This is a genomic window from Nonomuraea sp. CA-218870 (assembly GCF_050936535.1).
Lineage (GTDB): Bacteria > Actinomycetota > Actinomycetes > Streptosporangiales > Streptosporangiaceae > Nonomuraea > Nonomuraea corallina.
In genome coordinates, this window is record NZ_JBNJMN010000001.1 from 4,063,997 (window position 1) to 4,083,058 (window position 19,062).

Here is a 19,062-nt window from a genome sequence, read left to right on the forward strand (position 1 = left end):
TGTAGCTGCAGTGAAGGATTTTTGGCTGCTCATAGAGCAATCTAAAGCAGGTAAGACGAAATCGGCCCAGGCTGAATGGCTTCGCAGACATCTCTTGCGCTACACGAGGGCCAATGTCGAAGACTTCTATCTCTGGGTGTCCGAGAGGATGAAAGATGTCAATACTTATGACATGTATGCCGCGTTCTACAATGTGTTCGAAATTGGTTCACTGGATGGCTTCTTTGAATTCCAGTCGTGGTTGATAACCTTGGGGAGGGATGCTTTCGGTCCCGTAGCTGCCGAACCGGATAATCTGATTGATATTCCTCAGGTACGCTTCCTGTTGCACCTGCTTGAGTCCGGCCGCGGATGGTCACTCGAAAATAGTCCCGGATTCGGTGGTCTGGATGCAGCTGTTTGCGATTCATATACAGCACTAGGAGGAGATGTAAACCATTTGGAGCGCCTCGTCGGATTGCAAAATCTGAATGTGTCAATCTTTGAGCTAGAGGGTGATCGATGGGATATGGACGATCCAGATCAAATTCGAGCCAGGTTGCCGAAAATCTATCGATATAAGTATCAAAAGAATGCTTAGGTCGAATGATCGTTTGCATCAGAAAATATCTGATGAGGAAGTACTAAGCAGAAACTGGGCTACTGGACCGTAGCTCGCTTGCCGGTGACGTGATGTAGAGCAGGTCTCGATCACGGAAGAAGCTGCGGACTATCTCGGGTTTCACCTGAAGTCGGTCGACAGCTCGCTCGATCCTGTCGGTCAACTCCTCCATGGACCGGACGACTGCGCGGCCCACTCGATCGTGCTTGATATTCTTCCAGACCCACTCGTCGGGATTGAGCTCCGGCGAGTACGGGGTCAGGAAGAAGATGCGTAGTCGCCCCTTGGTGGACTTCACGAATGGCTTTCGTCTCCGCCGACCGATGCGCCGGATGCCCATCGAGGATCAGGAAAATCTTTCCGGGAATGTCGTGGAGCAGCGTCTTCAGGTAGTCGATGAAGGCCGCCGAATCGATGGAGCCGACGAAGTCGAAGTGCAGCTTGCCTTGCGTGTTCACCACAGAAATCATGTTGACCGAATGCCGCCGGCCGGTGCCGCGGACAATCGGGGTATCGCCGACCGGTCCCCAAGTCGTGCCCGCGTGATGATTGGTGCGCACGCTCGCCTCATCCAGGAAGTAGATGCCGACGCCTTGGCCGATGGCCTGCGCGCGGATCGTCGGATACTCCTCCTCTTTCCGCCGGCGCACCCGTTCGGGCTCTTGTTCATACGCGCGGACCAGAGGCTTCTGCGGCGACAGGCCCAGCCGCGCCACAGTATATCCGTTCCCTTCCTAGGCCTTCCGCCGGTCCGCCGGCTCGCGAGACGGACGCAAACCTTCCCCGAAATACGCCGTCAACCTCCTTCCCTCCGGACAGCAATGCCAGAACTGAAACTGATCCCCAAGCCGGGGCTGAAGGATCAGTATCGCCCGCTGTCTATTCCCGCTGTTCGGGAACCGGATGGTGCAGGTGGCTGTGAAGATCAAATCGTGCTCGAGCCGGTCTTCGAGGCCGACATGGCCGACTGCTCGTTCGGCTTCCGCCCGCGACGGTCAGTGCACGACGCCCGCTGCGGGGTCGCGCATCTTCCAGGCCAGGCGGCGTGCCCGTGGGCGGATGGCCACCCGTTCCTTGACGGTGACGGAGAAGACGCCGCAGGCCGGGTAGGCAAAGATCGGCAGATCGGAGACCCGCTATTCGGTAACTTGCGCGATGTAGGTGCCTTTTGCTGGCAACGTCATCACGAGTCCGCGGTCGCGAAGCTCTTGAACGGCCCGTCGAACCGTGCCGAGCGCCACGCGGTACTCCTGGGCCAGGTCGCGTTCTCCAGGGAGTCGCGCGCCTGGAGAGAGTTCGCCGCTCCCGATCCTCGCGGCGATGTGGTCTGCAACCTGGACGTAGACGTAGCTCGGGCCGACTGCATCGGGGTCGAAGGTGGGCACGCTGCTGCTCATGACAACAGCCTAGAACTGGGATCAGCATCCTATATGCGTAGGTAGCGTCATGGCGCTTCACACCGCTGTATGCCGCTCTATGTGAGCCGTGAATTCCGCACCGGGAGGGGTTGGCAATGAGCGTGGCGCCGGATTTTCATGGCCCTCACGTCGGTCCTCTCCCGGAAGGTGCAGACGGGATCGAATGGCGTGAACTGTCGCCGCGCTTCTGCCGGGTCCGAATCCTTGGGCACACCTGCGAGTGCAAGGCGCGCATCTACGAACTCTGTGCTTCCGCTGGGCTCGCCTGGATCCGCAGAACCGATCGGTCCGGTGCCACTCCATCTGTTCGAGAGACTCGCGCCACATCCTATGGCGAGGCTGAGAGGCTGTGGGGCAGGCTTCTCATGGGCCAGGCCAGATAGCCGTCGAACGACTTCTCGCGCGCTCGACGGCCGCCGCCCAACGAGGGAGCGGGAGTGATCTCCTCCGCTACCTGTACTGCGGTCAGGAGGCCGGTGCCAAGGAAAGGCATCGGTACGGCGGCAGGCTCGTCGGTGCTCCTATTGAAGAGGAAGATGTGCTTGGCCCTGAAACATGACATGAGACGTCCTCTTTTCCCGGAAGCCTGTCCAGCATGATTGCTTTGGTGGCGGGTGCGACCCGCGGTACAGGACGAGGCATCGCCGTCGAGCTCGGCGCTGTCGGGGCGACGGTCTATTGCACGGGCAGGAGCACGCGGGAGCAGCGTTCGGAGATGGACCGGCCCGAGACGATCGAGGAGACGGCCGAGCTGGTGACGAAGGCCGGGGGCACCGGCATCCCCGTGCAGGTGGATCACCTGGAGGCGGACCAGGTCATGGCGCTGGCCGAACGGATCGATCGGGAGCAGGGCAGGCTCGACGTGCTGGTCAACGATGTCTGGGGCGCCGATGGGCTGTGGAACTGGAACACTCCGGTCTGGGAGCAGGATCTGGAGAAGGGGCTGAAGATCCTCCGGTTGGGGGTGCACACCCATCTGATCACCAGCCACCACGCGCTGCCGCTGCTGATCAGGAACGAGGGCGGCCTGGTCGTCGAGGTGACCGATGGCACCTGGGACTTCAACGCCCCCCGCTACCGGGAGAACCTCTACTACGACCTGGCCAAGATGTCGGTGAACCGGCTCGCCTTCACCCAGGCCCACGAGCTGCGTCCGTACGGCTGCGCGGCGGTGGCGCTGACGCCGGGGTTCCTGCGGTCGGAGGCGATGCTGGAGAACTTCGGCGTCACCGAGGCGAACTGGCGCGACGGGGCGGAGCGGGAGCCGGCGTTCGCGGTGTCGGAGACCCCGGCGTACGCGGGCCGCGCGGTCGCGGCCCTGGCCAACGACCCTGACCGGATGCGCTGGTCCGGCAAGTCGGTCGACAGCGGCACGCTGGCCAAGGAGTACGGTTTCACCGACGTGGACGGCAGCCGTCCGGACGTGTGGCGCTACCTGGCCGACACCGAAGGCGGCAACCAGGCGAACCCGGACGACTACCGGTAGAGCCACGGCCCGGGATGGTGCACCTGCCCACGACGAAGCTCCACGCGCACGTTACCGACCTTGGAAACGGCCGGGCGGGGTAGCAGTCGCCGTCTACGCTGATCAGCGGCAGGTCGGCCAGACGGTCCGTGTCCAGCCGGTCTGCCGGTCAGGCAAAGGGTCCGTGGAAGAACGTGTTCATTCCACGTCTGCCGGAGTACAATAGAGCTGTTGTTTCTGGAGGGCGGATGGCATATCGACTGGTGTTGACCACTCAGGTACGCGACTGGCTCCACGAGTTGCGTACCGGGGATCTGGTGACACGGAGGCTCGTGGCCGAGGCCATCGACCGACTCCTGGATGAGGGCCCGACTCTGGGACGCCCATTGGTGGATCGGATCAACGGCTCCGACCTGCACAATCTCAAAGAGCTGCGGCCCGGGTCCAGCGGAACCCAGCGAAGTGCGCATCCTGTTCGTCTTCGACCCTCTCCGAAATGCGGTCCTGCTGATCGCGGGCGACAAGTCTGGGCAATGGAACCAGTGGTACCGACAAGCTATCCCGCTCGCCGAGCAGTGGTATGAGGCGTACTTGAAGGAGCTGCAATGAGCACCGAGTTTCACTCCTATACGCGCGAGGAGTTCATCGCCGAGTTCGTCCACCCCGACGATCGTCAGGCGTTGGAGGAGGCGCACGAGCGCCGGGTGGCTCAGGTGCGTGGGGGGTTCCTGGCCGACATGCGCAAGAAGGTGGGACTGACCCAGGCCGAGGTGGCCCAGGCCATGGGGGTGTCCCAGCAGCGCGTCTCGGCGATCGAGAACGGGGCCATCGCCGAACTGGCCACTCTCAGCCTGTACATCCATGCCCTGGGCGGAGAACTGAAGGTCATCGCCGATTTCGGGGACACCTGGCAACGCGTCGCCTGACTGGATCTGCTGAGATCCGGCACCCCGTCCGGGTGGACCATCTGGAGACGGCCAGGTCAGGGCGCTGGTCGAACGGATCGACCGCGAGCAGGGCAGGCTCGACGTGCTGGTGAACGACGTCTGGGGCGGTGACGGGCTGTGGGACTGGAACACGCCGGTCTGGAAGCAGGACCTGGATAAGGGCCTGAGGATGCTCCGGTTGGGCGTGCACACGCACTTGATCACCAGTCATCACGCGCTGCCGCCTCACCCAGGCCCACGAGCTGCGTCCGTACGGCTGCGCGGCGGTGGCGCTCACACCCGGGTTCCTGCGGTCGGAGGCGATGCTGGAGAACTTCGGCGTCACCGAGGCCAACTGGCGCGACGGGGCGGAGCGGGAGCCGGCGTTCGCGGTGTCGGAGACCCCGGCGTACGCGGGCCGCGCGGTCGCCGCCCTGGCCACCGACCCCGACCGGATGCGCTGGTCGGGCAGGTCGGTCGACAGCGGCACGCTGGCCCAGGAGTACGGGTTCACGGACGTGGACGGCAGCCGGCCGGACGTGTGGCGCTACCTGGCCGACACCGAAGGCGGCAAGCGGGCGAACCCGGACGACTACCGGTAGAGCGCTGACATGCGGGCGGCGGCCTCCGCGGCCAGGTTCAGGGTTCAGCGGAGCAGGCGGGCGGGGGTCGTTACGCCGTTGGCTCTTGGGCGCCTATGGGGGTGTGCGCCCTCAGTCCTGCTTCGGCTGGGCGGAGGACAGCGCGCCGATGTGGTCGGCGAGCGCTGTCGGGGCGTCGAGGTGTACGAAGGTCCGTGCCCCGGGGACCTCGATGAACGTGGCGTTACGGAATGCCCTCCGCAGACGCTGACCGAGTGCGGGTTTGAAGGCGCGGTCGGCGGTGCCCCAGACGATCTGCACCGGCCCGGCGAAGTTCTTCAGGCGGGTGGAGACATCGAGCAACTCCTTGGCGTCTATGGCCTGGAGGAATCGCACGGCGTCCCGGCGGATCTCCTTGCTCCGCAGACTCGGCTCGATCCATGCCTTGGTCTGACCGGGATCCAGCTTGTTCGCGAGCAGGCCGAGCCCGAGGGGCGAGTGGCGGAAGGCTCGCCATCGCATGGGCTGGAGGTTGATCCGCATCAGGCGTTCGCCCCGGAGGAGCCGGAAGATGACGTTGTAGGGAAAGGGTGGGAAGGTGTCGAAGGCGTCGCAGTTCGTGAGCACGAGCCGGCCGATCCGGCTGGCGTCGATGTCGAGCAGGAACTGGCACAGCGCGCCCCCGGTGTCGTTGCCGACCAGTGTGACGTCGCGCAGATCAAGAGCCTCGAGAAAGGCGGCGATCTGCCGGGCCACACCGCGCGGGGATTGGTCGGCGTCGGGCCGCACCGGTACGCGGTGGGCCCCCAGCGGCCAGTCAGGCGAGTAGGAGCGGATGCCGCGGGCGGCCAGCTGGTCGGCGACGCCGGACCAGACCGACCCGTCCACGAGAAACGCGTGAACGAAGACCACCGGGGGAGCGGCTGCATCCGCGGGGCCCGCGATTCGGTAGCTGACGGTGCCGTGCGGCAGGTCGATCGTCGTCATCGGATGCCTCCGAGGAGACCCCCGCCTTCAGGCGGGGGAGGAATCGGACTCCTGCGGAGCAGGACAGGGGCAGCCGATTCGCCGCCAGGCCAACCGGCGTCTCGAACATGTGCACGATACTTGGCTGATCGCGCGCTAAGATCTGAGGCGTGGCGCAGACCGTGAAGCGGGCCTTCAGGTACCGCTTCTACCCGACCCCCGGGCAAGCTTCCGAGCTTGCCCGGACCTTCGGCTGCGTCCGCTTCGTGTACAACAAGGCACTGGAGGAACGCACCCGCGCCTACGTCCAAGAGGGCCGCCGGGTCTCCTATGTGGAGTCGTCGGCCGCCCTGACGGCGTGGAAGCGCAACGGCGAGTTCGACTTCCTGTCCGAGGTGTCGTCGGTGCCGCTCCAGCAGGCGCTGCGGCATCTTCAGGCGGGGCTCGCGAACTTCTTCGCCAAGCGCGCCAAGTACCCGGCGTTCAAGAGCAGAAGGAAGTCGCGGGCGTCGGCGGAGTACACCCGCTCGGCGTTCCGCTGGCGCGACGGCCGGTTGACGCTGGCGAAGATGGACGCGCCGCTGGACATCGTGTGGTCGCGCCCGCTGCCCGAGGGAGCCGAACCGTCCACGGTCACGGTGTCGAAGGACGCGGCCGGGCGCTGGTTCGTGTCCCTCCTGGTCGAAGAGAAGATCAGCCCTCTGCCGCCTGTCGCGTCGAAGGTGGGGATCGACGCCGGAATCACCACACTGGCCACGCTGTCCACCGGCGAGAAGATCGCCAATCCTGGCCACGAGCGCCGCGACCGGCGCAAGCTGGCCCGTGCTCAGCGGGTGCTGGCCCGCAAGGAGAAGGGTTCGGCCAACCGGGCCAAGGCCAGGCTGAAGGTGGCCAAGGTGTACGCCCGGGTCGCCGACCGCAGAAGGGATCACCTGCACAAGGTCACGACCCGGCTTGTTCGCGAGAACCAAGTGATCGCCGTGGAAGACCTGACCGTCCGCAACCTGGTCAAGAACCACAGTCTGGCCCGCGCCATCTCCGACGCGAGCTGGCGGGAACTGCGTTCCATGCTGGCGTACAAAGCCCGGTGGTACGGGCGGAGCGTGGTGGTGGTGGATCGCTGGTTCCCCTCCAGCAAGTTGTGCTCCGTGTGCGGGGCGCTGCGGGAGAAGATGCTGTTGAACGTCCGGGAATGGGAGTGCGCTTGTGGCGCGGTCCACGACCGGGACGTGAACGCGGCCAGGAACGTGCTCGCCGCCGGGCTGGCGGAGAGCTGAAACGCCTGTGGAGCTGGTGTAAGACCTCAACGAGAGTCCTCTCGGGCGGGCAACCGGCGGTGAAGCAGGAAGCCTCACGGGCGACCGTGGGAATCCCCCTCGTTTACGAGGGGGAGGAAGTCAACTGCGCTCCGTTCGGAGGAGCGATGCGATCAGCAGGTCGTAAGTGATCACTGATGCTGAGTCCTCGCGTTCGGATCGGGCCCTGAGGTGCCGGTTGCCGGGCTGTCCCAGCCGGAGACGAACCATTGGACCGCTCCCGTGGCCGGATCGTACGACCGCCGGTTGAGGATGCCGATGTCCCCTCCGTAGACGTGGATGCCGATGGTGGGCTCGTCGCCGACGGCGGTGACGGCGTGGACGTCGTCGTCGGTCGTACAGCAGACGGTGACCTGCCCGCGTTCCCACACCTGCTCGCCGGCCGGCGTCAGGGCCCTGCCCGTTTCGGACGCCGTGGGTTTGACGTAACGCTGCTCGCGTTCGGCTCCCGAGTAGACGCCGACGACGCCCCAGGTCTCGTGTCCGTGCACGGGTGTGCGCTGGCCCATGTTCCAGACCACGCACGCCAGCGACCAGCTGCCGTCGGGAGCGATGTGGAGCGGGTACGTGACATGGCGCTCGTTCGAGGGCCGTGTGACCTCCGGGGGAAGCCGGTAACCGCTGACCAGCAGAGCGGACAGCAGCTCGGCGACCCGAGCCGTGATCTCGTGCTCGTCGCCGGTGCTGCCGACGATCAGATCCACCTCGTGGATGAAGGCCTGCAGGTGATCAGGCTCCATGGTCCGACTCCTGAGCTCGCTCATCGGGCCTCCTCGGTCGGTTCGGCGCCGCTGCCCCGGCTCCGTCAGGCAGTAGTCGAAGCCGGCCCGGCCATCTCGACATCACTTGGCGGATCAGAGGCCCGCACGGGTGAACGTCACATGCGTCACTCCGCTGGGCGAGGAGACGGACTCGACCTCGTAGTTCCCCTCCAGGCCCTCCAGCCCGTCCCAGAGACGTACGCCTCGCCCCAGCAGGATGGGGACCACCACGAGGTGCATGTGGTCGATGAGCCCGGCGGCGAGGAAGTCGCGGATCACCGTGGGACCCCCGCCGATGCGGACGTCCTTGCCGTTCGCGGCCTCGCGAGCCATGTCGAGCGCTTCAGCAGGTGAGGCGTCGACGAAGTGGTAGGTCGTGCCGCCTTCCATCTCGATCGACGAGCGCGGGTGATGAGTGAGGATGAAGGTCGGCGTGTGGAACGGTGGGTTGGGGCCCCACGCGCCCTTCCACTCCGGGTCGTCGTGCCATCCAGGGTGGCCGAACTTCCCGGCGCCCATGATCTCGGCGCCGACCCCGGGATCGTGCAGCTGCACGAAGGCGTCGTCGACGCCGCCGGTGCCGCCCGTCCCACGCCACTGGCGGGTGGCGAACATCCATTCGTGGAGCCTGTCTCCGGCGTGACCGAACGGCGCCTCATGGCTCTGACCCTCACCGGTGCCGAAGCCGTCGAGTGAGACGCAGAAGGATTGGACTCGGGTGAGTGACATGGGCGGTGGTCCTTCGCTGGCGTGAGACGGATATCGATCGCGGCCTGGAGATGACCGCCGGCCGACTCCGGAAACGTTGTTCCGGATCCAACAGCCTCGCAGGTGAGAGGTGGTGTGACCAGGACCGCAAGCGGACATCTCCCGGACTTGTGGCCGTGAACCTCATGCGCTGGTACGAGCCCACGCGTTTCGCGAAGCCGGCGGGGGCCGACAGACAGGCCCGGGTTACCGGTAGAGGGCCGACATACGGGCGGCGGCTTCGGCGGTCATCGCCCGCAGCTCCGCCGGCTCCAGCACCTCCGCCTCCGGCCCGAACCGCAGCACCTGCGCGTACGCCACCTCGATCGACTCCACGCCGAGCCGGACCGTGCCGTCGGGCTGGAGTGAGGCGAGGGCGTCGGGCAGCGCGGCCGGGTCGGCGATGTGCCGCAGCATCCGCCGTCCGGCCTCGGTGAGCCGCAGCGTGATCGAGGTGCGCAGCAGCGACCGGCCGAACTCGGCCGCCTGCTCGGCCCAGAACGCGGCCAGGTCGAAGCCCGGGTCGCGGGCGAACACCTCGTCGCGCACGGTGATCTCGCCGAACCGGTCCACCCGGAACAGCAGGAACCGGGTTCCAGAACGCGCCGCGAGGTACCAGGCCCCCGCCTTCAGCACCAGCCCGTACGGCTCCAGCGCGCGGGTACGTCCCTTGTAGTCGGCCGTCACCACCCGGTCGTTCCACACCGCCCTGGCCAGCGGCGGGAGCTGCGCCGGCGGCGGGGAGTCGTGCGCGAACCAGCCGGGCGCGTCCAGGTGGAAGCGCTGCGCGGCCACGGCCGGGGCGTCGCGCAGGCCGGGGGAGAGCGCGGCGGCGGCCTTCAGCCGGGCCGTCGCCGCCACCTCCTGCAATCCCATCTCGCGCAGCGCGGCGGGCACCCCGGACAGGAACAGCGCCTCCGCCTCCGCCCGGTCCAGCCCGGTCAGCCGGGTCCGGTACCCCTCCAGCAGCCGGTACCCGCCACCGCGCCCCCGGTCGGCGTAGACGGGGACGCCGGCCGACGACAGCGCGGCCACGTCGCGGTGCACGGTCCGCTCGGAGACCTCCAGCTCGCGGGCCAGCTCCGCCGCCGTCATGCCGCGCCCGCCCTGCAGCAGCAGGACCAGCGCCATCAGCCGGGCGGCGCGCACAGCGGCATGATCACGGCGGAGGGGTGATCGGGGGAGTGGAGGACCTCGACGTCGTTCGGCACCATCGGGCCGCCGGGCCCGCCGAGCGGGTCGCCGGTGCCGGGGTTGCGGGCGATCGTCGGGTAGGCGCCCGCGGCGACGTGCACGCGGACGCGGTGGCCCCGCTTGAACCGGTGGCCGATCGGCCACAGCTCCACCCGCACCCTGCGCACGTCCCCCAGCGTATCGGCGTCCATCGGGCCGAGGCGGCGCACGCCCTCGCACACGTTCATCGAGCGCCCGTCCGGGTGCACGTCGCACACGCGGACGACCACGTCCGCGTACGGGGTGCTGGATCGGACGTGCAGCTCCGCGCTGACCGGGCCGATCATCTCCAGGTCGGAGGTCAGCGTGGGGGAGCTGTAGACGAGCACGTCGCGGCGGGCCTCCAGGCGGCGCTGGTCGCGCGGCCGGGAGTCGGCCAGCAGCACCGGGCCGCCGATCACCGGCGTCGGGTGGTCCGGGTGGTAGCGGAACCGGTCCGGCTCCGACTCCAGCGGACCGTCGGGGCCCAGGCCGAAACCGTGCTGCAGGTGCCAGCGCTGCCGCCGCATGCCGGGGACGGGCCAGTCCGGGTACTCGCGCCACTCCTCGGCCCCGGTCACGTACAGCCGCACCGGCTGGTCGCGCAGCTTGGAGAAGTCGCCCAGCAGGTGGGCGCGGAACCAGGCGAGCGCCTCGGTCATCGCCGGCATCGTGTGGTGGCTGTCGACGTGGTACCAGGGACCGATCGTCAGGTACGGCCGCCGGCCCGCCGCCCGCATCGCCAGGTAGTCCTTGAGCTGCCAGGGCAGGAACACGTCGTACCAGCCGCCGAGCATGGTGACGGCGGCGTCCACCTCGCCGACCTTGGGGGAGTGGTCGCGGCTGGTCCAGTACGGGGCCGGGTCGGCGTGGTGGGCCAGCAGGTCGCGGTAGAAGCGCAGCGGCCGGCCCGCCGACGCGAGGTCCAGCTCGGCCACCGGCCGCCCGGACAGCCCTGCCAGCACGGCCCGCCGCGTCACCCGCGGCGCGGTGATGGCCGCCGTGCCGCCGAAGCGGCGGCCCATGTGGTCGGTGAGGGTGGTCCAGCTCAGCGTCGACTCCAGCGCGAACGCGCCGCCCACGTACGCGGCGTCCCGGAACTGGGAGGCGGTGATCTGGGTGGCCATCGCCTTCAGGTCGGGGCCGGCGTACGGGGCCACGGCCCACTGGGTGAAGCCCAGGTAGGAGGGGCCGAACATGGCGAACGAGCCCCCGTACCAGGGCTGCTCGCGCATCCACGCGATCGTCGCCAGGCCGTCGTCGTGCTCGTGGCCGAGCGGGTCGAGGTCGCCGCCGGAGCCGAAGCCGCCCCGGCAGCTCTGCATCAGCACCTGGAAGCCGTTCCAGGCGAAGCCGCGCCCGTACAGCAGCCCGAACAGGCCGCGGCGGCCGTACGGGGAGCGGATGAGGACGACCGGGGCCCGCTCCGCCCCGGCCGGGACGTAGTGGTCGGCGAGCAGGGTGACGCCGTCGGGCATCCGTACGGGGACGTCACGGTGGACGTGCGCGTGTCGCATTACTAACCAGTAACATACGCGGTCCGGTGATCGGTAGCCCGGGGGACGGGCGTCCCCCGGGCCACCGGGCGCGTCACGGCGCGGTCTTGTCCGGCCGCTCCGCGATGCGGATCGCGTTGACGATCGTCGCCCCGTCACGGGCCGCGAACCTGACGTTGAGCTGGCCGTCGGTGACCCGCACCGTGTACTGCCTGCTCACCGCCGTGTACGTGCCCGCCTCCAGGGCCAGGTCCAGGGCCGGGATGGCGAGCTGGCCCTCGACCAGCACGTCGAACACCCGCCGCCCCATCGCCATGTTGCGGATCTCGGCGAAGTCCAGCTCCACCGTGTAGACGCCGTTCGGCACCGCGTCGAAGCGGTACTCCAGCATCCGCTCCCTGGCGGTCCTGAACAGCGCCTGGTCCTGGGTGTTCCTGATCGTCTTGCTCGTGCTGTAGGTGCCCGTGGAGGTGGCCACGTAGCCGTACGAGCCCGCGCTGTAGCGCCGGTCCGGCGTCCAGGCGTCACCGGCGGAGTCGGTCGAGCCGCGGGTGGCGCCCACGTCGATCGCCACCTGATGCTTGGGCACCACGACGGTTACCGCGACCTCGATCACCGGCTGGCGCCCGCTGGCCGACCTGATCAGGAGCTTGCCGGTGCGGGCCGTGCCCGGCTGCACGCCGTCGCTCGACGCCGTCACCCGCAGTGTGGCCTTCTGCCCCGTGGCCAGCTCGCCGGCGGCCGGGGTGACGCCGAGCCAGCCGCCCGCCGGGTCGGTGGTGACCGTGTACGGGGTCGGCGCGCCGAGGTTGGTCAGCTCCAGCGTGCGGGTCCTGGTCTGGCCCGCCGGCATCACCACGGTCAGCTCGGCCGCCGAGGCGGCCACCCGCCCGGTCACCAGCGCCGTGTCGATCCTGGTCACCGAGGCCGGCGGGATCGTGACGGACCGGGTGAACGTGCCGTAGTGCTCCTTGGACACCACCACGTCGTAGTCGCCCGCCAGCACCTGGCCGTAGAAGGCGCCGTCCGCGCCGGTGGTGAGCGTGGCCACGTCGCCGATCCGCACCGTCGCGCCGGGCAGCGGGTCGCCGTCGTTGGCGTCGGTCACCACGCCCGTCACCAGGCCGTGCCTGCTGGCCGTGATGGTCACGCTCTGGCCCGAGGCCAGCGCGGGCTCCTCGTACAGGTAGAGCAGCGCGTCATCGCCGGTGGCGTTCTCCACCCCGACGGTGCCGAACGCGCCCCGCTCACGGTCGCCCTCCAGGTCCTTGTAGCGGAAGCCGATCGAGCCGTCCTCGCCGAGCAGGGCCGCGAACGACACCCGCTGCGTCTGGTCGGCGTAGAACTTGACGTTGCGCCACTCCACCACGAACCGCCGGTGCGGCGCCGTCCCGGTCACGCCCGTGTACACGCCGCTGTCGGCGTCCACGATGAAGTCGTCCCAGAGCGGGTAGACCGCGTGGTTCGGGGTGGCCGTGCTCGGCAGGCGGCTGTTGCTCGGCGTCGTCAGCCGGGTCTCGGCGAAGGTGAGGAACCCGTTGGTGACGACCCACGCCCGGCTCTGGCCGGCGCCGTAGAACGGGACCGGGAACGGCAGCGTCACCTGGACCGCCTCGTCGTCGCCGGTCAGCGCCAGTTTGTCGGTGCCCGCCACGTACGGCTCGGCGCCCGCGCGGCAGGTGTAGCCGAAGTTGTCGCCGCGCAGCGGCAGCTCCACGTCCCGGGTCAGGTCGCCGCCGACCGTCACGGGCACGGTGGCGGCCGTGGAACAGCGTGAGGCCGGCGTGACGGTCAGCTCGTACGTGCCGTGCGGCAGCGTCAGCTCGTACCGGCCGGAGGCGTCGGTCACCGCGCTCAGCGGGGTGCCGGCCGCCGCGACGCGGGCGCCCGGCTCCGGCGTGCCGGCGGTGGTGACCGTGCCGGAGACCGTGGCCGTCGCCAGCGGCGTCATGGTCAGGTCCACGGTGACGGTCTGGTCGCCGGTCACGGTCGCCGTCGCGGTGCCGCGCTCGAAGCCGAACTTCGCCGCCGTCACCGCGTACTCGCCGGGCAGCAGGCGGACGAACGAGAACGCGCCGTCGTCGCCGGTCACCAGCGTCCTGTCGGTCGGGCCGTCGATCGTGACGGTCGCGCCCGACACCGGCTGCCCGCCGGCGGTGACCACGCCGCCCAGCCCGCCCAGGCTGTCCTGCGGGGTGGCCTGCACCGCGGCGTAGGCGTCGAGCCGGCCCTCGCCCCACACGTTGTTGTCCGCGGCCGTGCCGCCGCAGCTCGTGTCGGCGGTGTCGACGGCCGTGCTGTCCAGCAGCGGCCGGGTAGCGGCGATGGCGCCGTGCAGCCGCGGCGAGGCCGACCACATGAGCGCGACCGTGGCCGCCACGTGCGGCGAGGCCATCGAGGTGCCGGTGGCGGTGCCGTAGCGGTTGCCGGGCAGGGCGGATCGCACGCTCACGCCGGGGGCCGCGATGTTCGGCTTGATCTCGCCGTTCTCACCCGCACCCTTGCTGGAGTTCACGTACAGGGCGTTGTTCACGTCGAACGCGCCGGCGCTGTAGCTGATCTCGTACTGGCCGGGCGAGCCGCTGCTCTGGCAGGACGGGCCCTCGTTGCCGTTGGAGAACGCCGGGAAGATGCCCGCCGTGACCCACGCCTCGACCGTCTCCTTGTACCAGGGGTCGAACCCGTCGCCGCCCCAGGAGTTGTTGACGATGTCCGGCGCCAGGTCCGTCCGCGGGTTCTCGCCGGCGGCGTCGGTCGGCGCCAGCACCCACTGGCCGGCCGCCAGCAGCGAGGCGTCCGTGCAGGTGTTGACCTCGCAGCCCTTGGCCGCGATCCAGCGCGCCCCCGGGGCCACGCCGAGGCCGTTCGCGCCGACCATGGTGCCCATCGTGTGGGTGCCGTGGCCGTTGTTGTCGCACGGCACCGCCGTCGGGCAGATCCCCGCCGGGTCGAACCAGTTGTAGTCGTGGGTGACCGTGCCGTCCGGGTTCCTGCCCCGGTACGCGTCCCGCAGGTCCGGGTGGTCGAACTGGACGCCGGTGTCGATGTTGGCCACCACGATGCCCTCACCGCGGTTGCCCAGCTCCTCCCACACGCGCGGGGCGTTGACCCGGTCGATGTTCCACTCGACCGCGTTCACCCGCGCCTGCGCCTCGGCCGGCGCCGGCTTGGGCAGCGTCAGGGTCCTAACCGGCTCGATCCGCTCGACCTCCGGCAGCTCGGCGATCTGCGCCGCCAGCTTGGACCCGGCCGTGACCTTGACGGCGTTGACGATCCAGAACGGGGTGTACTCGGCGCGGTGCTGGTCGAGCAGCTTGCGCAGGCCCGCCTGCGTGGCGTCGGCCTTCTCGGTCTTGGCCTCGTAGACCCGCTCGGCCTTGTCCTGCTTGCCGGTGGCCCGGCGGGCGCCGCTCAGGTCGGCGTCCTCCTTCATCCGCACCCAGAACGTGGCCTTGTCGTCGCTGTCCAGCTGGGCCTGGACCGCCTTGCTGACCTTGTCGGGATCGGGTGCCGCCTGGGCCACTCCGGTCGGGACGAGCAGAGCTGCTGCGGCGACGGCTCCCATCAGGAGCGCGCGCCAGCGGGGGGTGTTCGGCACAAGCTCTCCTTCGCGCCTTCGGGAAAGAGCTGATCTTTCCGGCTCTGTGGAGAAGAGTGAAGAGAGCTTGTCGGGAATGCAAGGGGAAATCCTGACAATGCGCGCTATGTAACAAAATGTAATGTGGTCAGTTGAATTGTTGCCAGCGGTCCCAGGCGGCGCTCCACGGCTGCCGCAGCCCCCGGCACAGGAACACCGGAGTGTCCTGCTCCTCGTTGTCCACCCCCACGCCGTTGTCGACCCTGGCCCGCAGCTCACAGGACTCGTACTGCTGGTCGCGGACCATCCGGCGGACGTTCACCATCACCCCCGGGTCGCCGTCGTCCGGCGGCGGCCCGTACTCCCAGAGCTGGTTGTGGCCGGAGTAGACCCGCGTCAGGCCGCCCTGGACGAGCGAGCCGTGCTCGCCGTAGTTGCCCGTGACCACGACGGCGCGCCGCCGTTCCTCCGGCGGCAGCGAGTCGAGCACGCCGGTGACCGCGGCGTTGAACGCCGGCCAGCCGACCGACTCGCGCGCCACCTCGTTGATCATGGGGATCGGCGTGCTCCCCAGCACGGTCAGCGGCACCAGGGGCAGCGCGACCAGCGCGTTGCCCAGCCCGTTCGCGCCGAGAGACCACCCCGCCGACTTGATCCTCTCGCGCCCCGCCGCCTCGGCCGCCACGCAGCCCGCCGCGAACAGCGGCAGGATCAGGCCCGCCGTGTAGTCGAACCGGCCCCCGCTGACGACCGTCAGCACCGCGGCCGCCGGATAGGCGACGGCCAGCGCCCGCACCCGGGGGTCACGCCACAGCCGCACGAACCCGAACCCCGCCATGACCGCCACCACCGGCCCGAACAGCAGGAACTGCATCGGCACGAACAGCATCCGCATCGTCGCGCCCTCGTCCTCGCTCAGCCCGGCCGCCATCTTCAGCTGCGGCCAGTCGTGGGTGAGCTGGTAGAGGAAGTTCGGCAGCGCCAGCACGACGGCGACCAGCGCCCCCGCCCACAGCCAGCGGCTCAGCAGCAGCCGGCGCGGCCCCGCCACCAGCACGCCCGCCGCCAGCCCCAGCACCAGCATGGCGATCAGCAGCTTGTTGTACGTGGCCGCGCCGATCACCACGCCGGCCGCGAGCCACCATCGCCCGTCGCGCAGCAGCGCCCGCAGCACGAACAGGATGGCCGCCGCCCACAGCGGCAGGTCGAAGCTCACGGTCAGCAGCGTGTGGCCGCCGATCAGCGGATAGGCGCCGGTCGCCGTGCCGGCCGCGGCCAGCGTCTGCGCCACCCCGCGCCCGCCCAGCTCCCGGGCGATCAGCGCCGCCAGGACCACCAGCAGCGCCGCCGCCAGCGCGGGCAGCACCCGCAGCGTGCCCGGCGAGTCGCCGAACAGCGCCAGGGACACCCTGGCCGCCAGCGGCGTGAACGGCGGCTGGTCCACGTACCCCCAGTCAAGGTGGTCCGCCAGCACCCGGAAGTACAGTTCGTCGCGGTGATAGCCGTAATGAGGGCCGAGGGCCAGCAGCACGGTCACCAGCACGGCGCAGACCGCCGCCACCGGCCGCCACGCGAGGGGGGTGTTCATGACAGCCAACCTACGCGGCCGGCCTACGCGACGCTGATCGCCCGCGCCCTCGTCCGCGTGCCCCCGTTGCGCGATCTTGATGGGCGGGAGTAGCCTTTCCTCATGCGACATCACTCCTCGCTTCAGTGGTGGCGCCGCTCCTAGGCGGCGCGATTCTCGCATACCTCTAAAAGGCCGCCCCGGTTCGGCGGCCTTTGTTGTGTTCGCCCCCGGGGCTCGTTGATCGAAGTGCGCGAAGGGGCAGCAGTGGAGACGAGCGGATATACCACCGCCAAGGGCATCGGCGTCGAGCTCGAGGTGCGCGCGGTGTCCGAGGACGCGCTCGAAGAGATCGTGACGGCGCTGGGGGACAGGCGCGGCGGCGCGTTCTCCTCGGGGATGGACTACCCCGGCCGCTACAGCCGGTGGGCGTTCGGCTACGTGGACCCCTGCCTGGAACTGGTGGCCAAGGGCCGCGTCATCTCGGCGCGGGCGCTCAACGAGCGCGGCCGGGTGGTGCTGCCCGCCGTCGCCTCCTGCCTGCTGGCCGCGGGCAAGCCGGTCGGCGAGCCGACCGGCGACTTCGTGCAGGTGCACGTCCCGGAGTCGGAGGACCTGCTGCCGGAGGAGATGCGCAGCCGCAGGCCCACCGTCTTCACCGCCATCCGCGAGGTCATCGCCGCCTTCAAGGGCGACGACCCGCACCTCGGCCTCTACGGCGCGTTCGGCTACGACCTGGCCTTCCAGTTCGAGCCCATCAAGCACCGGCTCGAACGCCCCGCCGACCAGCGCGACCTGGTCCTGCACCTGCCCGACCGGCTCGTCGTCATCGACCGGCAGCGCGAGACGTGCTTCGAGCGCCGCTACGAGTTCACCGTCGACGGCCGCGGCACCCGCGGCCTGGAGCGCACCGGCGAGGCCCGCCCGCCGGTCGCCCCCGCTGAGGTGCCGCCCAACCCGCCCAGGGGCCAGTACGCCGAGGTCGTGGCCGCCGCCAAGGAGCGGTTCAAGCGCGGCGACCTGTTCGAGGTGGTGCCAGGCCAGGTGTTCCACGCCACCTGCGCCGACCCGGCCGGCTTCTACCGCGGGCTGCGCAAGAGCAACCCCGCCCCGTACGAGTTCATCATCAGCCTCGGCGAGGGCGAGCACCTCGTCGGCGCCTCGCCCGAGATGTACGTGCGCGTCACCGGTGACCGGGTCGAGACCTGCCCGATCTCCGGCACCATCGCCCGTGGCGCCGACCCGGTCGGCGACGCCGAGGCCATCCGCACCCTCCTGACCAGCGTCAAGGAGGAGTCGGAGCTGACCATGTGCACCGACGTCGACCGCAACGACAAGTCGCGCATCTGCGTCCCCGGCACCGTCAAGGTCATCGGCCGCCGCCAGATCGAGCTCTACTCGCGGCTCATCCACACCGTCGACCACATCGAGGGCCGGCTGCGCCCCGAGTTCGACGCGCTGGACGCCTTCCTCACCCACATGTGGGCCGTCACCGTCACCGGCGCGCCCAAGACCTGGGCCATGCAGTTCATCGAGGACCACGAGGCGACCACCCGCCGCTGGTACGGCGGCGCCATCGGGTTCATCGGCTTCGACGGCTCCATGAACACCGGCCTCACTCTGCGCACCGCCCAGATCAGGGACGGTGTGGCCACCGTGCGGGCCGGCGCCACGCTGCTGTTCGACTCCGACCCCGAGGCCGAGGAGCGCGAGACCGAGCTGAAGGCCAGCGCCCTGCTCGGCGCGCTGGCCACGGTCGGCTCCGAGGACGCCGAGCCCCAGACCCCGCACAGGGAGCAGCCGGGCCTGGGCATGAAGGTGCTGCTCGTCGACCACGAGGACTCCTTCGTCAACACCCTCGCCGACTACTTCCGCCAGGAGGGCGCGGACGTGGTGACGCTGCGCCACGGCTTCCCCGCCGCCATGATCGACGAGATCGGCCCCGACCTGATCGTGCTCTCGCCCGGGCCCGGCTGGCCGTCCGACTTCGGCATGGCCGCGCTCATCGACCAGATCTACGCCCGCGACCTGCCGGTGTTCGGCGTCTGCCTGGGCCTGCAGGCCATGGTCGAGCACGCCGGGGGCACGCTCGACCTGCTCGACCACCCCGAGCACGGCAAGCGCGGCCAGGTCTCCCGGCTCGGCGCCGGCGCGCTGCTGGACGGGCTGCCGCAGGAGTTCACCGCCGCCCGCTACCACTCGCTGCACGCCAAGCGGCCCGGCGTGGTCGGCTTCACCCCGACCGCCGTCACGCCCGACGGCAACGTGATGGCCATCGAGGACCCTGACAGGCGTCGCTTCGCCGTGCAGTTCCACCCGGAGTCGATCCTCACCGCCGAGGGCGGAGCCGGGGCGAAGGTCATCCAGAACGTGCTGCGGCTGTGCCGCCGGTGACTCGGTAAAACGACCACGGACGCGTGCGGGGCGGC

At 69.3% G+C, this 19,062-nt stretch carries 14 protein-coding genes and 3 pseudogenes; 7 read left to right on the forward strand and 10 right to left on the reverse strand.

Translation table 11 applies throughout. The features are described from left to right. Positions 1-10: 10 nt before the first annotated feature. On the forward strand, positions 11-580 hold the full coding sequence (locus tag ACQEUU_RS19650; RefSeq protein WP_433067923.1) for a DUF4240 domain-containing protein: 570 nt from the start codon (positions 11-13) through the stop codon (positions 578-580). A gap of 43 nt (positions 581-623) precedes the next feature. Here the strand turns inward: ACQEUU_RS19650 and ACQEUU_RS19655 are convergent, their stop codons facing one another. The 3 genes and pseudogenes from ACQEUU_RS19655 to ACQEUU_RS19665 form a co-directional block, all read right to left on the reverse strand. Beyond that, complete coding sequence (locus ACQEUU_RS19655; RefSeq protein ID WP_433071903.1) at positions 624-941, reverse strand: transposase; 318 nt, start codon at positions 939-941, stop codon at positions 624-626. After that, positions 874-1,317: pseudogene (locus ACQEUU_RS19660) on the reverse strand (transposase); the annotation flags it as partial. The gene ACQEUU_RS19655 and the pseudogene ACQEUU_RS19660, both read right to left, overlap by 68 nt. Before the next feature lie 420 nt (positions 1,318-1,737). After that, entirely contained in the window at positions 1,738-1,998 is a 261-nt protein-coding gene (locus tag ACQEUU_RS19665; RefSeq protein ID WP_433067924.1) for a GntR family transcriptional regulator, read from the reverse strand. A 616-nt stretch (positions 1,999-2,614) separates the two neighbouring features. Between ACQEUU_RS19665 and ACQEUU_RS19670 the strand changes: the two genes are divergently transcribed. From ACQEUU_RS19670 to ACQEUU_RS19685, 4 genes and pseudogenes are all read left to right on the forward strand, one after another. Then, on the forward strand, positions 2,615-3,505 hold the full coding sequence (locus ACQEUU_RS19670; RefSeq protein ID WP_433067925.1) for an SDR family oxidoreductase: 891 nt from the start codon (positions 2,615-2,617) through the stop codon (positions 3,503-3,505). 441 nt (positions 3,506-3,946) lie between these two features. Beyond that, on the forward strand, positions 3,947-4,093 hold the full coding sequence (locus ACQEUU_RS19675) for a type II toxin-antitoxin system RelE/ParE family toxin (RefSeq protein ID WP_433067926.1): 147 nt from the start codon (positions 3,947-3,949) through the stop codon (positions 4,091-4,093). Continuing rightward, the gene (locus ACQEUU_RS19680) at positions 4,090-4,410 is read left to right on the forward strand and encodes a helix-turn-helix domain-containing protein (RefSeq protein WP_433067928.1); all 321 of its coding nucleotides are present in this window, start codon (positions 4,090-4,092) and stop codon (positions 4,408-4,410) included. The genes ACQEUU_RS19675 and ACQEUU_RS19680 overlap by 4 nt, the downstream gene beginning before the upstream one ends. Positions 4,411-4,462: 52 nt before the next feature. Beyond that, positions 4,463-5,012 (forward strand): annotated as a pseudogene (locus ACQEUU_RS19685) (short-chain dehydrogenase); the annotation flags it as partial. A gap of 111 nt (positions 5,013-5,123) precedes the next feature. Here ACQEUU_RS19685 and ACQEUU_RS19690 read toward each other — a convergent pair. Further along, a complete protein-coding gene (locus tag ACQEUU_RS19690; RefSeq protein WP_433067930.1) occupies positions 5,124-5,978 on the reverse strand; it encodes an alpha/beta fold hydrolase in 855 nt (284 codons plus the stop codon). A gap of 149 nt (positions 5,979-6,127) precedes the next feature. Here ACQEUU_RS19690 and ACQEUU_RS19695 point away from each other — a divergent pair. After that, positions 6,128-7,404, forward strand: a pseudogene (locus ACQEUU_RS19695) (RNA-guided endonuclease InsQ/TnpB family protein). Here the strand turns inward: ACQEUU_RS19695 and ACQEUU_RS19700 are convergent. The 6 genes from ACQEUU_RS19700 to ACQEUU_RS19725 all read right to left on the reverse strand — a co-directional run bounded on the left by ACQEUU_RS19700 (position 7,405) and on the right by ACQEUU_RS19725 (position 16,654). Further along, the gene (locus ACQEUU_RS19700; RefSeq protein ID WP_433067932.1) at positions 7,405-8,013 is read right to left on the reverse strand and encodes a hypothetical protein; all 609 of its coding nucleotides are present in this window, start codon (positions 8,011-8,013) and stop codon (positions 7,405-7,407) included. 114 nt (positions 8,014-8,127) lie between these two features. After that, positions 8,128-8,763, reverse strand: coding sequence for a dihydrofolate reductase family protein (locus tag ACQEUU_RS19705; protein ID WP_433067934.1), 636 nt, complete (start codon positions 8,761-8,763; stop codon positions 8,128-8,130). Positions 8,764-8,988: 225 nt separating this feature from the next. Further along, positions 8,989-9,930 (reverse strand): helix-turn-helix transcriptional regulator, encoded by a 942-nt coding sequence (locus ACQEUU_RS19710; protein WP_433067935.1) that lies wholly within the window; start codon positions 9,928-9,930, stop codon positions 8,989-8,991. Beyond that, positions 9,912-11,510, reverse strand: coding sequence for a CocE/NonD family hydrolase (locus tag ACQEUU_RS19715; protein WP_433067937.1), 1,599 nt, complete (start codon positions 11,508-11,510; stop codon positions 9,912-9,914). The genes ACQEUU_RS19710 and ACQEUU_RS19715 overlap by 19 nt, the downstream gene beginning before the upstream one ends. 73 nt (positions 11,511-11,583) lie before the next feature. Beyond that, complete coding sequence (locus ACQEUU_RS19720) at positions 11,584-15,087, reverse strand: S8 family serine peptidase (RefSeq protein WP_433067939.1); 3,504 nt, start codon at positions 15,085-15,087, stop codon at positions 11,584-11,586. Positions 15,088-15,214: 127 nt separating this feature from the next. After that, entirely contained in the window at positions 15,215-16,654 is a 1,440-nt protein-coding gene (locus tag ACQEUU_RS19725) for a glycosyltransferase family 39 protein (protein ID WP_433067941.1), read from the reverse strand. 246 nt (positions 16,655-16,900) lie between these two features. Here ACQEUU_RS19725 and ACQEUU_RS19730 point away from each other — a divergent pair, with 246 nt between their 5' ends. Further along, positions 16,901-19,027 carry an anthranilate synthase component I gene (locus ACQEUU_RS19730; RefSeq protein ID WP_433067943.1) on the forward strand — a complete coding sequence of 709 codons (2,127 nt, stop codon included), beginning with the start codon at positions 16,901-16,903 and terminating at the stop codon, positions 19,025-19,027. The last annotated feature ends 35 nt before the right edge of the window (positions 19,028-19,062 follow it).

Coding starts and splice junctions, on each gene's coding strand:
- ACQEUU_RS19655 (WP_433071903.1), bottom strand. CDS start 941: ATGGGCATCCGGCGCATCGGTCGGCGGAGACGAAAGCCATTCGTGAAG.
- ACQEUU_RS19665 (WP_433067924.1), bottom strand. CDS start 1,998: ATGAGCAGCAGCGTGCCCACCTTCGACCCCGATGCAGTCGGCCCGAGC.
- ACQEUU_RS19670 (WP_433067925.1), top strand. CDS start 2,615: ATGATTGCTTTGGTGGCGGGTGCGACCCGCGGTACAGGACGAGGCATC.
- ACQEUU_RS19680 (WP_433067928.1), top strand. CDS start 4,090: ATGAGCACCGAGTTTCACTCCTATACGCGCGAGGAGTTCATCGCCGAG.
- ACQEUU_RS19690 (WP_433067930.1), bottom strand. CDS start 5,978: ATGACGACGATCGACCTGCCGCACGGCACCGTCAGCTACCGAATCGCG.
- ACQEUU_RS19700 (WP_433067932.1), bottom strand. CDS start 8,013: ATGGAGCCTGATCACCTGCAGGCCTTCATCCACGAGGTGGATCTGATC.
- ACQEUU_RS19705 (WP_433067934.1), bottom strand. CDS start 8,763: ATGTCACTCACCCGAGTCCAATCCTTCTGCGTCTCACTCGACGGCTTC.
- ACQEUU_RS19715 (WP_433067937.1), bottom strand. CDS start 11,510: ATGCGACACGCGCACGTCCACCGTGACGTCCCCGTACGGATGCCCGAC.
- ACQEUU_RS19725 (WP_433067941.1), bottom strand. CDS start 16,654: ATGAACACCCCCCTCGCGTGGCGGCCGGTGGCGGCGGTCTGCGCCGTG.